This is a genomic window from Methylobacterium sp. Leaf113, assembly GCF_001423325.1.
In the GTDB taxonomy this organism is placed as follows: domain Bacteria; phylum Pseudomonadota; class Alphaproteobacteria; order Rhizobiales; family Beijerinckiaceae; genus Methylobacterium.
On record NZ_LMNJ01000001.1, the window covers coordinates 555,903 to 568,492 of the forward strand.

Below are 12,590 nucleotides of genomic sequence, written 5' to 3' on the forward strand. Positions count from 1 at the left end.
GGCGCAAGCCGGGGCCGGCATGTGCTGTCGGCATGGGTCAGCATCCGGGTCGATACCGGCGATTCACCTTAGCGGCGGAAATCCCGAGGGCCGGAGCGATCCGGAAACCCGACCTTGGTCGGTCCGGCTTCACCATCGCTCTCGGAGGGCGGGCTTTCTGCCAGAGAACCCCCGCCGCCAGAGAATCCCGCCGCCAGAGAACCCCGGATATCGATGCGAACCGAGCCCGACTCCGAGCGAACACGTGACGTGGGTCAGACAAGAGGCCGCCACGATCCTCTGACGTCAGTCGGTGCGGGTCGATTGAGCCAGAGTCCGGTCACGCTGCTGAAGCGCGCAGGACAGCTTTCAGCGGCGATCATAACCATTGCGGCACTCAGCGTCCTCGCGCGTGAGGGCCGGCCGGGTCCGGTCGATCCCTCAATCGAGTCGCAGATCGGATCGCCTTTCGTGCCGACGGTGGCACAGGCTGCTAGGCCGGCGATCCCAGTCGCGCTCTCCGAACCTCGTTTTCGCCTGGATGATCCCGATGCGCTGGAGGCGCCGCGCGCCGAGACGGCACGGCTCAACCCTGCGACCGGGCGGCGCGAGGACGTGCTCGTCCAGGGCGGGTTCGATATCATCGAGGCACCCTACCTCCGCCTCACCCTCACGGAAACGCCGGAGCCGGAGACAGGTCCGCGTCTGTTCGTAACGTTGGCGCGTCGCGCTGCGGACGGGCAGGGGCTCGCCGTGATTCGAACCGGTGAGCATGGGACGATCGCCACCAAGTTCGGCCTCGTCGAGACCCTCGACCTGACCCTCGGCGGCGAGGGCAGGCGCAACTGCACCGGCTTCGCAACCCTCGAGCCCGGTGCACTCCGTCTCGACGGCTGGCTCTGCGCCCCGCTGGGTCAGGTTCCCGAGCCCCGTGCCGTCGCCTGCGCTCTCGATCGGATCAGCCTCAATGGCCAGCCTTCATCCGCTCTTGAAAGCACCTTTGCGACCACCGAGGCGCGGCGCGATCCCGGTTGTGGCCCGCGCGTCGTCGCAATGAAGAATGCCGATCGGGATGTCGGCGGCGAAACCGGATCGATCCCCGCCCGTCGGCCGCGAAAAGCGTCCGACACGAAAAAATAAGGCCAAACTGCGGCAATCTTGAGAAGCGCGGCCATAAGGTGGGAACCTCGGCCGCGTTGGCACGTCTTCCCCGCATACAGAGAGCCGTGTTTCTTAAGAAAGCGCGGCTTACAAGTCTCACAGCTTCAACGAAGGTGCGTCATGCGCTCTGTCTCGATTGCCCTGATGGGCGCCCTCACTCTCGCAGCCGTCGGCGCGAACACCGCCGCCGAGGCCCAGGGCCGCTACGCGCCGGCCGGCTACCGCGTGAGCCAGCCGCTTCCAATCCGCATCCGCCCGCGCAGCTGGCTCGACGCCGGCAACGTGGTCGAGGCCAATAACGGCTCGGTCAGCAACCCGGCGACGAACCCCCAGTTCATCACCGCCAGCTACCTCAATTCTCCGCCCTACGGCCGCAACGATCGCTTCGGCGGCGGCATTCTGCCCGACCCGATCACCAATGGCCCGTTCGTCGGCGCCCGCTCCAGCGCGATCCGCAACGTCGATTTTTCGGCTGTCGATGCGATCGATCCGACCTCCTACGTGTCGCGTTTCGGCAACCCCTACTAAGCCCAAACTCACTGCTGAATATCCGACGGGCCCCTTCCGGGGCCCGTTTTCGTTTGTCGGCGCAGGCTCTCCTGATGCGCCAGTGCCGACCTGCTAGGGCGCGGCGACCGTTGCCTCAGACGACGGCCCTCATGCGACGGCGTGCCTGAGCTCGCGGAGAATCGCGTCACCCATCTCGGTGGTGCTGATCGGCGTCGCGCCCTCTGCGGCGATGTCTCGGGTGCGCGCGCCCGAAGCCAGGGTTCGAGTGATGGCTGCTTCGAGCAGGTCGGCGGCTTCGCCAAGACCGAAGGAGTAGCGCAGGCACATCGCGAGCGAGCCGATCATCGCGATGGGGTTCGCGTAGCCCTTGCCGGCGATGTCGGGGGCCGAGCCGTGCACCGGCTCGTACAGCGCCTTGCGGCTGCCCTTGGCGTCGACGGCGCCCAGTGAGGCGGAGGGCAACATGCCGAGGGAGCCGGTGAGCATCGCGGCGACGTCCGAGAGCACATCACCGAACAGGTTGTCGGTGACGAGGACGTCGTACTGCTTGGGTCGGCGCACCAGCTGCATCGCGCAATTGTCGGCGAGCACGTGCTCGAGACTGACGTCGCTATACTCGGCGTGAACCCGGGTCACGACCTCTTTCCACAGGACACCGGACTTCATCACGTTGTGCTTCTCGGCCGAAGCGACCCGTCCGGAGCGCTTGCGGGCGAGGTCGAACGCCACGTGGGCGATCCGCTCGATCTCGGCCGTGGTGTAGACCTGCGTGTCGACGGCGCGCTTCGAGCCATCGGGCAGCACCGTGATCTCCTTCGGCTCGCCGAAATAGACGCCACCTGTGAGCTCGCGCACGATCATCATGTCGAGGCCCTCGACCAGCTCGCGCTTGAGGGCGGAGGCGTCGGCCAGGGCCGGGTAGCAGATCGCCGGCCGCAGGTTCGCGAAGAGGCCGAGATCCTTGCGCAATCGCAGCAGGCCGGCTTCCGGGCGAATCTCGTAGCGCACGTCCGCCCATTTCGGGCCGCCGACCGCGCCCAGCAGGATGGCGTCGGCGGAATCTGCCCGGCCCAGCGCGTCATCCGTAAGGGGAACTCCGTGCGCATCGATGGCAGCGCCACCGACAAGGTCGCGCTCGATCTCGAACGTGGCAAGGTCAAGCTCGCCGAGGGCACCGATCACCTTCTCGACTTCAGCCATCACCTCGGGGCCGATGCCGTCGCCGGGGAGGAGGAGGAGCTTGTAGGCGGTCATGGATCAACTCGCAGTCGTTGGTCGAAGAATTCGTGTCCACCTCCGGGAGGACGCGATCGCGGCATAAAGTGCGTGACGCCGAGCAAGGCCCGGAGATGTCCGGCGTCAGACCTTGCGCGCCACCGTGAAGCGCGCCGCTTGGCGCAGGGTCTCCGCCTTGTCGCCCCAGGCGGCCACGGCTGCGTCGCAGACCCCGACGAGGCGGTCGCACTCGGCGCGTGCGCCTTCAACGCCGAGGCGGTCGACCAGGGTCGCCTTACCGGCGTCCTTGTCCTTGCCTGTGGCCTTGCCCATGGCCTCGGCCGAAGCCTCACGGTCGAGGATGTCGTCGGCGATCTGGAAAGCCTGACCAAGGGCGTGGCCGTAGCGCAGCAGCGCCGTGCGCTGGTCCAGGGTCGCACCGCCGACGATGGCGCCAGCCTCCACCGAGAAGGCCAGGATGGCCCCGGTCTTCATCGCCTGGAGCTGCAGCGTGTCATCGACCCCCAGGGAGACAGGACCGAAACGTCCCTCGGCGCCGAGGTCAAGCAGCTGGCCGCCGACCATTCCGCCAAGGCCCGAGGCTTTGGCGAGGCCGAGCACCAAGTCGGCGCGCACGGTCGGATCGGGCTGCCAAGTGGCATCGGCCAGGATCTCGAAGGCCAGGGTCTGGAGCGCATCGCCCACCAGGATGGCGGTGGCTTCGTCATAGGCTTTGTGCACCGTGGGCTTGCCGCGGCGCATGTCGTCGTCGTCCATGGCCGGCATGTCGTCGTGAACCAGCGAGTAGCAGTGGACCAGTTCGATGCCCGACCCGGCCGCGAGGGCGCCGGCATCCGAGCCGCCCAGCATCCGCGCCGTCTCGATGGCGAGGAATGGGCGCAGGCGCTTGCCGCCGCCGAGCACCGCGTGGCGCATCGCCTCCATCAGGCGCACCGGCCGGGCGATCTCGCCAGCCTGAGTCTCCGGCGTCAGGCGCTCGGCCAGGAACGACTCCACCGTGTCGGCGGCTGCCGCAAGCCTGTGGGAAAAGGCCTCGACCGGGGCATCCGCCTTGACCGAAGCGTGGGATCCTTGCGTTGAGGTCATGTTCGGTCGGGCCTTCGGTCAGACAGGGTCGTGTCGTGGGCAGGAGGTTCGAATTCAGGACGAGAATGAGAGCCCGGAGCGGCCGCTTCGGCAGATTTCGGCGCGTGCGCTACCGGTGCGCGCTGCATCCGGTATGAAACGGAGCGGCGCGGCACGGCGGATCGTCAACCGCCTATTGCTCCTCCCCGTCATCGCTCTGGCCCTCTTGGTGTCGCTTGCGCTCGTCTATAGTGCGCTGACCCCGCCCTCAACCCTGATGCTTGGCCGATGGTTGACGCTGCGCCCCGTCGACCGGCAGGCGATTGCCCTCGATGCCATTTCGCCCCACCTCGTCCAGGCCGTCATCGCCTCCGAGGATCAGCGCTACTGCCTGCACGATGGCGTGGACTGGGGCGCCCTGCGGGATGTCGTCGATGACGAGGAGGGCCCGAGTCGCGGAGCCTCGACGATCCCGATGCAGACGGTGAAGAATGTTTTTCTGTGGCCGGGCCGGTCGGTCGTTCGCAAAGCGCTGGAAATTCCCCTGGCCCTCCTGGCCGACACGCTGTGGGGCAAGCGCCGTACGATGGAGATCTACCTCAACATCGCCGAGTGGGGGGAGGGGGTGTTCGGAGCGGAAGCGGCGGCACAGCGCTGGTTCGGTAAGTCCGCCCGCGCTCTCACGCGTGGTGAGGCGGCGCTGCTGGCCGCGGTGCTGCCCAATCCCATCCTGCGCAATCCGGCGATGCCATCACGCGGCGTGCGGGCCCAGGCGGCCCGCATCCAAGCTCGCATGAATGGCGTCTCGGGGTTGATGGGATGCCTGAAGCGGTAGCCCGCGGCGATGGGATCAGGTACCTGCCGGCCATTCCTCGCCCGCGGCCCGCGACACTCCCGTTGGGTCGACGGCCATGACGGGCGCCCTCGCGGCCCCACGCGCGAAAGATCGACAATGACCCAGCCGATGCTCGAACTGACCCTGGAGCGCATCGCGCTGATTCGTCGGATGGTGATCGCGTGGAATTCCGAGGGTGTCGGCGCGCCGATCGTCCATCCCGATGCGCCCTACGGGAGCACCGACCGGGACGAGGACATCTTCAACGTGACCGGCGATGACGATGGGGCCGACGAGGAGCATCGGGCCTTGGGCGAGGCGCTTGCGGTGTTCACCGCCAACGCGATCCTGAAGCCGGGGCGCTACGCCTATCACAACACGCTGGCCAAGCTGGCGTCAGACGATGTCGGCGACGTATTTCGGGACGCGGCCACCGGCGAGACGCCCGAGCATGTCACCTTCGACGTGACCGCCGAACAGGTGGCCCGGGTCCATGCCCTCGCGATTCGCTGGGATACCGCTCGCGACGTGCCGGCGGTCGACACCAACGCTCCGTATGGCCCAGGCACCGCGCTACCCGCCGAGCACCGCGAAATGCAGCCGGTGCTCCAGATCTTCCTGCGCTACGCCGACCTTGGGCCGGGCGACTTCGTCCGGAGCGACGCGGGCTGGCAGCCGGCGTGAGGGTCGGGAACGACGCAGGGGCGAACGGGTCGGGCACAGGAACGTTGCCGAGGTGAACCAAGCCGAGGAAGGTGACGGATGCTGCAACGCTGGCCGAGCCGGATCTGGATCGTTCGACATGGCGAGAGTGCCGGCAACGTCGCGCGCGATGCGGCGGCCGAGGCAGGCCTGGCTCGGATCGACATTGCGGAACGCGATGTCGACGTTGCGTTGAGTGAGCGCGGTCACCGCCAGGCCGAAGCCCTCGGGCGCTGGTTCGCCGAGATGCCCGATTCCCAGCGTCCGAATGTCGTTTTGACGTCACCCTATCGTCGCGCCCAGCAGACCGTTGCGGGGATTCGCCAGGCTGGCGGCATCGCATCGGACGCTCCCGAGGACTACGTCGACGAGCGGCTTCGTGAAAAGGAGCTGGGCTTACTCGATCGCCTGACTCGAACCGGGATCGAGAATCTTCACCCGGAGCAGGCCGAACTCCGCGCCCGCCTCGGCAAGTTCTACTATCGTCCGACCTGCGGCGAGAGTTGGTGCGATGTCATCCTGCGCCTGCGCGGCGCAATGGATACAGTTTCGTTGCATCATGGCGAGAAGCGTGTCCTCATCGTCGCCCATCAGGTCGTGGTGCTCTGCCTGCGCTACCTCATCGAGAATCTCAGCGAAGCGGAGATCCTGGGTATCGACGCGGAGGCTGACGTCCGGAACTGCTCCGTCACCGAATATGCCTTCCAGGCCGAGCCGGGCTCGACGGGGCGGATGCACCTCCAGCGCTACAACTTCGTTGCCCCGGTGCAGCGGGCCGGCGCTCCCGTCACCGCCGAACCCTCGCCGATGGAGGACGTGCGATGACCGGGATCGAACTCGACGACGCGTGCCTGCGCCAGCGCCCGCTGCCGACCCCTGAGGCGGGAAGCAAGGACGATCGCGGCAGTGTCCTCGTCCTCGGCGGCTGCGCCGAGGTGCCGGGCGCGGTCTTCCTGGCCGGCGTGGCGGCCCTGCGCGCCGGAGCCGGCAAGCTGAAGATCGCGTCGGTACGGAGCGTCGCCGTTGCGATGGCTTTGGCCGTCCCCGAGGCCATGGTGATCGGCCTCCCCGAGACGGAGGACGGCGAGATCGAAGCCGAAGCGGCGGCACCCCGCATCGACAAGGCGGCCAAACGCTGCGACGCGGTGCTGCTCGGCCCTGGCATGAACACCTGCGACCTCACCACGATGCTGGTCCGCACCCTCCTGGCGGAGCAGAACGCAACCACCTACGTTCTCGACGCCGGCGCGATCTGCGGCCTCGGCGCCCACGCGGAGACCGTGCGAAGCCTGACGTGCCCGCCGGTCCTCACGCCCCATGCCGGCGAAATGGCGCAACTCCTCGATTGGGAGCGCGAAGCGGTGGAGGCCGAGCCCCTGAAGGCGGCACGGCAGGCGGCGGAGATGCTGCGGGCCGTGGTGATCATGAAGGGCGCCGAGAGCTGGATCGTCGCCCCTGACGCAGCGCACTGGCACTACAGTGGCGGCGGCGTCGGCCTCGCGACCTCCGGGTCCGGTGACGTTCTGGCGGGGATCATCGCCGGCATCCTGGCGCGGGGCGCCGATCCCGTCACGGCGGCTCTGTGGGGGGTCTACCTCCACGGTGAGGCGGGTGCTTGGCTTGCAAAATCGGTTGGGCCGATGGGCTTCCTGGCCCGGGAGATCTCAGGAGAAGTCCCGCGAATTCTGCAGGGCTTCTCGGTGAGCCGGGCCGAGTAGCCGAGTACCCTCGGGCCGGAGTCTCTCAGCAGGGAGGCCCCGGCCGGTCCGGTTCCGTTCAGCCCCCGAGCTTCTTCTTCCGCTGGGCCAATGTACGCAGGCGCAGGGCGTTAAGCTTGATGAAGCCCGCCGCATCGCGATGGTCGTAGGCGACGGCGCCCTCCTCGAACGTGACGAGGTCCTGGTCGTAGAGCGAGTTCGGGCTGGTGCGTCCGATCACGTGGACGCCGCCCTTGTAGAGTTTCAGACGGACTTCACCGGTGACCATCTCCTGGCTCTTGTCGATCAGGGCCTGTAGCATCTCGCGCTCCGGGCTGAACCAGAAGCCGTTGTAGATCAGCTCCGCGTATTGCGGCATGAGTTGGTCCTTCAGGTGCGCGGCACCCCGGTCCAGCGTGATCGACTCGATGGCGCGGTGGGCCGGCAACAGGATGGTGCCGCCGGGCGTCTCGTACATGCCGCGGCTCTTCATGCCGACGAAGCGGTTTTCCACGAGGTCGAGCCGGCCGATACCGTTGTCGTGGCCGAGCTGATTCAGCTTGGCGAGCAAGCTCGCGGGCGACAGGCGTTCGCCGTCGATGGAGACCGCATCGCCCGTCTCGAAGCCGATGGTGATGATGGTCGGCGTGTCGGGAGCCTCCTCCGGCGAGATCGTCCGTGAGTAGACGTAGTCGGGAACCTCGTCGGCTGGGTCCTCCAGAACCTTGCCCTCGGACGAGGCATGCAGGAGATTGGCATCGACGGAGAAGGGGCTCTCGCCGCGCTTGTCCTTCGAGATCGGAATCTGGTGCTGTTCCGCGAAGGCGATGAGCTGCTCGCGGCTTTTCAGGTCCCATTCCCGCCAGGGGGCGATGACCGTCACGTCGGGCTTGAGCGCGTAATAGCCGAGTTCGAACCGGACCTGGTCGTTGCCCTTGCCGGTGGCGCCGTGACAGACGGCGTCCGCACCCAGCCGCTCGGCGATCTCGATCTGCTTCTTGGCAATCAACGGCCGGGCGATGGAGGTACCGAGGAGGTAGACGCCCTCATAGACGGCGTTGGCCCGGAACATCGGGAACACGTAGTCGCGTACGAACTCCTCGCGCAGGTCCTCGATGAAGATGTTTTCGGGCTTGATGCCGAGCAGTTCCGCTTTCTTGCGGGCGGGTTCCAACTCCTCGCCCTGACCCAGGTCGGCCGTGAAGGTGATGACCTCGCATCCATAGGTGGTCTGGAGCCACTTGAGGATGATCGAGGTGTCGAGGCCCCCCGAATAGGCGAGCACGACCTTGTTGACGGGCTTCGGGTTCGCGTCGGTCATGGGGCTCGCTTTGCGTTCGGAGTTTGGCGTTCGGAGTTTGGATTGCGGCGGCTTATCAGCGGAGCGCGGGGCCGTGCAACCGCCGTGCCGCCGGGCGCGTTCGCTCGAGGTAATTGTGGCCGGTGAAGACCATGTCGCGCGACCGCCTTGTGGCGAGCCAAGCGTCGGGCGACACTCAAGACCATTCTCGATCCCGGAGATTCGACGCATGCCGCGCAGGCCGACCCTCGAATTCTGGTACGAGTTCGCGTCCACTTATTCCTATCTGTCGGCGATGCGGATCGAAGCCCTGGGAGAGGCCGTCGGCGTGGAGATCCGCTGGCGGCCCTTCCTGGTAGGGCCCATTTTCGCGGCGCAGGGTTGGAACTCCTCACCCTTCAACCTCTACGCCGCCAAGGGCCGCCATATGTGGCGCGACGTCGAGCGCGAAGCCGCCCGGCAGGGTCTGCCTCCGGTCAAGCGACCTGATCCTTTCCCCCAGAACAGTCTCAGCGCCACGCGCGCGGCCACCTATGGCATGGATTACGAGTGGCTCGTGCCGTTCTCGAAGGCCGTCTACGAGAGTCAGTTCGCCCGCGGGCAGTCCATCGCCGAACCGCCGGCCGTGGTGTCGCTCCTCAACGGGCTCGGCCTCGACGGAACCATCATCCTGAAGCAGGCGGCCGCCGAGACCAACAAGGGTCGCCTGCGCGTCAACGGGGAGGAGGCGCGCTCGCGCGGCATCTTCGGCGCACCGACTTTCCTGACCAACGATGGCGAGTTGTTCTGGGGCAACGACCGTCTGGAGCAGGCCCTGGCCTGGGCCGCCGGCGATCGGCCCGGCGCCATGCGTTGAGGCGTGCCGCTGGCGGTCCGGCGCCAGCGGGTCTAGAAGCCGGGCGGTTTTTCGTCTCCCCCGCTTCCAGGGCCGCCCCATGAGCTTCGCGTTCCCGCGCCTCGACCGCCGGCGTTTCCTCCTCGCCTCCGCGGGCCTCTCCGCCGGAATTGGGTCCGTCGGTGCCGCTCTGGCTCAAGGATACGGTCAGGCGTTCAAGGTGGAGAACGACGAGGGCCGCCCCATCGCCAACATGCGCCTGCCAGGCGAGATCGTCGGCGAGATCCCCGCCCTGCGCGGGGTCACGTATATCGGTCCGGCCGAGGCCGAGACCACGCTGTATGAGTTCTTCGACTACAACTGCCCCTATTGCCGGAAGGCAGCGGCCGACATGGTCTCTCTCAGCGAGAGCGACCCGTCGCTGCGGATCGGCCTGATCAACAACCCCATTCTCGCGGTCCAGTCCGCCCAGGCCGCCAAGGTCGCTCTCGCGATCCAGCGCAAGCTCGGGTCGGCTGCCACCTGGAATCTGTACCGAACGCTGCTCGCCAGGCCGGGTAAGATCGACGGTCCGGGCGCCCTGCAGGCGGCGGCCAAACTCGGCGTGGCAGCGACGGAGATCGAGAGCATCGCCGACAGCGAAGACGTCCGGCTCGCGCTCAAGGCGCAGATGCGGATGGCAGCAGATCTCGGCCTCGCGGCGACGCCCTCCTACGTACTCGGCAACACCGGCCTTCTCGGCCATCCGGGCCCGAAGGCCTTGGCTCGGATGATCGCCGCCACCCGGCGCTGCGACCGGATCGCCTGCTGACGGCGCGGCCTCACCTTCGCCACCGTTTGCCCCCATCGGAACGGGGTTCGGCATGTCGCGTTGCACAACGCATCGGCGCAAGTTCCGTCGTCTTGCGCCCCCCGGACACGCATGCTAGGCCCTCGCCGCGCCGGAAGGGCGGGCTTTTCAAGGTCCGCGCAGACCGGCACGTTCCCAATCCTGACGGTTTCGCAAGCCCGCGCCCAACAACGGTGCGCCAAGGCCGGAGCCCTCAGGCAGGATTGAAGAGAGAGCGGCGCGTGGCGCAGAACGGTTCCGAGGCGGGTTCCCCGGTTGCAGGCGTAGCGGCGCGTTACGCGTCGGCCTTGTTTGAACTGGCGCGTGATGAGCGCGACATCGATGGTGTCGCGGCGAGCCTCGATCAGTTCGACACCATGCTGAAGGAGAGCGCCGACCTGCGCCGCTTCGTGCGCAGCCCGGTCTTCTCCGGCGCCGAGCAGGAAGCTGCCATCGTCGCCCTCCTGGAGAAGTCCGGCATCGGCGGTCTGGGTGGCAACTTCATCCGTCTCGCGGCCTCCAATCGTCGTCTCTTCGCGTTGCCGGACATGATCCGCGGCTTCCGCGCCCTGGTGCGGGAATCGAAGGGCATCGTGCGAGCCGAGGTCACTGTCGCCGAGCGTCCTTCGGACGCTGTGATCGAAGACATCAAGGCCTCTCTTCGCGACGTCGCCAAGTCGGAGATCGACCTGGACCTGCGCATCGACCCCAGCCTGATCGGTGGCCTCGTGGTCAAGATCGGCAGCCGCATGGTGGACGCCTCCCTGCGCACCAAGCTCAATGGAATTCGCCTTGCGATGCGGGAAGCCCGGTAAGGGCCTTCCAGGCCCGACTGCTTCCCGTTCCTGACCCCAATCAATCAATTTAAAGACAAGAGGCCCGACGATGGATATCCGCGCCGCCGAGATCTCCGCGATCCTGAAGGATCAGATCAAGAACTTCGGCCAGGAAGCCGAAGTCACCGAGGTCGGTCAGGTTCTGTCCGTCGGTGACGGCATCGCCCGCGCCTACGGCCTCGACAGCGTCCAGGCTGGCGAGATGGTCGAGTTCGAGTCGGGCGTGCGCGGCATGGCTCTCAACCTCGAGCAGGACAACGTCGGCATCGTGATCTTCGGGTCCGACCGCGACATCAAGGAAGGCCAGACCGTCAAGCGCACCGGCGCCATCGTGGACGTACCGGTCGGCAAGGCGCTGCTCGGCCGCGTCGTCGACGCGCTCGGCAACCCCATCGACGGCAAGGGTCCCATCGCCACCACCGAGCGTCGTCGCGTCGACGTGAAGGCCCCGGGTATCATCCCGCGCAAGTCGGTGCATGAGCCGATGGCCACCGGCCTTAAGGCCATCGATGCCCTGATCCCCGTCGGCCGCGGCCAGCGCGAGTTGATCATCGGCGATCGCCAGACCGGCAAGACCGCCATCGCCCTCGACACCATTCTGAACCAGAAGCCGGCCCATGCCGGCACCGACGAGAACGCCAAGCTCTATTGCGTCTACGTCGCCATCGGCCAGAAGCGCTCCACCGTCGCCCAGTTCGTGAAGTCGCTGGAAGACAACGGTGCGCTCGAGTACTCGATCGTCATCGCCGCCACCGCCTCCGACGCGGCGCCGATGCAGTTCATCGCGCCTTTCGCCGGGTGCGCCATGGGCGAGTATTTCCGCGACAACGGCATGCATGCCGTGATCGTGTATGACGATCTCTCCAAGCAGGCCGTGGCCTACCGCCAGATGTCTCTGCTCCTGCGCCGCCCGCCGGGCCGCGAGGCTTACCCGGGCGACGTGTTCTACCTGCACTCGCGTCTGCTCGAGCGCGCCGCCAAGATGGGCGACGCTGCCGGCAACGGCTCGCTGACCGCGCTGCCGGTCATCGAAACCCAGGCCAACGACGTCTCGGCCTACATTCCCACCAACGTGATCTCGATCACCGACGGTCAGATCTTCCTTGAGACCGATCTGTTCTACCAGGGCATCCGTCCGGCGGTGAACGTCGGCCTCTCGGTTTCCCGCGTCGGCTCGTCGGCCCAGACGAAGGCGATGAAGAAGGTCGCCGGCAAGATCAAAGGCGAGCTCGCGCAGTACCGCGAAATGGCCGCGTTCGCGCAGTTCGGCTCCGATCTCGACGCCTCGACCCAGAAGCTCCTGAACCGTGGTTCGCGCCTGACCGAGCTCCTGAAGCAGCCGCAGTTCTCGCCGCTCAAGATGGAAGAGCAGGTTGCGGTGATCTATGCCGGTGTGAACGGGTACCTGGACACCCTGCCGCTGAATAAGGTTCGCCCCTTCGAGGACGCTCTGCTCTCGGCCCTCCGGACCAAGCACGCCGACCTTCTCACCAAAATCCGCGACTCGAAGGATCTGTCGGACGACAGCGCCAAGACGCTGAAGGGCGTCGTCGAGAGCGTCGCCAAGTCGCTCGCCTGAGGCGCGCCACGAAAGCGAAACCGGCC

General features: G+C 67.0%; 13 protein-coding genes. 10 read left to right on the forward strand and 3 right to left on the reverse strand.

The window, feature by feature from the left end:
- Positions 1–114: 114 nt before the first annotated feature.
- Both ASF60_RS02555 and ASF60_RS02560 read left to right on the forward strand, forming a co-directional pair.
- The gene (locus ASF60_RS02555) at positions 115–1,119 is read left to right on the forward strand and encodes a hypothetical protein (protein WP_244478297.1); all 1,005 of its coding nucleotides are present in this window, start codon (positions 115–117) and stop codon (positions 1,117–1,119) included.
- Between the two features lie 141 nt (positions 1,120–1,260).
- Complete coding sequence (locus tag ASF60_RS02560; protein ID WP_056179719.1) at positions 1,261–1,668, forward strand: hypothetical protein; 408 nt, start codon at positions 1,261–1,263, stop codon at positions 1,666–1,668.
- Between the two features lie 129 nt (positions 1,669–1,797).
- On the opposite strand, the gene leuB is transcribed toward ASF60_RS02560, so the two are convergent.
- Complete coding sequence (leuB, locus tag ASF60_RS02565) at positions 1,798–2,904, reverse strand: 3-isopropylmalate dehydrogenase (protein WP_056179721.1); 1,107 nt, start codon at positions 2,902–2,904, stop codon at positions 1,798–1,800.
- Between the two features lie 105 nt (positions 2,905–3,009).
- Positions 3,010–3,972, reverse strand: coding sequence for a polyprenyl synthetase family protein (locus tag ASF60_RS02570; RefSeq protein ID WP_056179724.1), 963 nt, complete (start codon positions 3,970–3,972; stop codon positions 3,010–3,012).
- Between ASF60_RS02570 and mtgA the strand changes: the two genes are divergently transcribed.
- From mtgA to ASF60_RS02590, 4 genes are all read left to right on the forward strand, one after another.
- Positions 3,971–4,786, forward strand: a complete 816-nt coding sequence (gene mtgA / locus ASF60_RS02575) for a monofunctional biosynthetic peptidoglycan transglycosylase (protein WP_443136716.1) — start codon at positions 3,971–3,973, stop codon at positions 4,784–4,786. The two genes, ASF60_RS02570 and mtgA, sit on opposite strands and share 2 nt — an antisense overlap.
- A 117-nt stretch (positions 4,787–4,903) precedes the next feature.
- Positions 4,904–5,470 carry a hypothetical protein gene (locus ASF60_RS02580; protein ID WP_056179730.1) on the forward strand — a complete coding sequence of 189 codons (567 nt, stop codon included), beginning with the start codon at positions 4,904–4,906 and terminating at the stop codon, positions 5,468–5,470.
- 78 nt (positions 5,471–5,548) lie between these two features.
- Positions 5,549–6,313: a histidine phosphatase family protein gene (locus tag ASF60_RS02585; protein WP_056179734.1), complete on the forward strand. Its 765-nt coding sequence runs from the start codon at positions 5,549–5,551 to the stop codon at positions 6,311–6,313.
- Complete coding sequence (locus ASF60_RS02590) at positions 6,310–7,206, forward strand: NAD(P)H-hydrate dehydratase (protein ID WP_056179736.1); 897 nt, start codon at positions 6,310–6,312, stop codon at positions 7,204–7,206. The genes ASF60_RS02585 and ASF60_RS02590 overlap by 4 nt, the downstream gene beginning before the upstream one ends.
- Before the next feature lie 58 nt (positions 7,207–7,264).
- Here the strand turns inward: ASF60_RS02590 and ASF60_RS02595 are convergent, their stop codons facing one another.
- On the reverse strand, positions 7,265–8,506 hold the full coding sequence (locus ASF60_RS02595; RefSeq protein WP_056179739.1) for an argininosuccinate synthase: 1,242 nt from the start codon (positions 8,504–8,506) through the stop codon (positions 7,265–7,267).
- A gap of 208 nt (positions 8,507–8,714) precedes the next feature.
- On the opposite strand from ASF60_RS02595, the gene ASF60_RS02600 reads away from it, so the two are divergent.
- From ASF60_RS02600 to atpA, 4 genes are all read left to right on the forward strand, one after another.
- The gene (locus ASF60_RS02600; RefSeq protein ID WP_056179743.1) at positions 8,715–9,341 is read left to right on the forward strand and encodes a 2-hydroxychromene-2-carboxylate isomerase; all 627 of its coding nucleotides are present in this window, start codon (positions 8,715–8,717) and stop codon (positions 9,339–9,341) included.
- Between the two features lie 79 nt (positions 9,342–9,420).
- Positions 9,421–10,131: a DsbA family protein gene (locus ASF60_RS02605; protein ID WP_056179745.1), complete on the forward strand. Its 711-nt coding sequence runs from the start codon at positions 9,421–9,423 to the stop codon at positions 10,129–10,131.
- 260 nt (positions 10,132–10,391) lie between these two features.
- Complete coding sequence (locus ASF60_RS02610) at positions 10,392–10,964, forward strand: F0F1 ATP synthase subunit delta (RefSeq protein ID WP_056179749.1); 573 nt, start codon at positions 10,392–10,394, stop codon at positions 10,962–10,964.
- Positions 10,965–11,034: 70 nt separating this feature from the next.
- Positions 11,035–12,564 carry a F0F1 ATP synthase subunit alpha gene (gene atpA / locus ASF60_RS02615; RefSeq protein WP_056179751.1) on the forward strand — a complete coding sequence of 510 codons (1,530 nt, stop codon included), beginning with the start codon at positions 11,035–11,037 and terminating at the stop codon, positions 12,562–12,564.
- Positions 12,565–12,590: the final 26 nt, after the last annotated feature.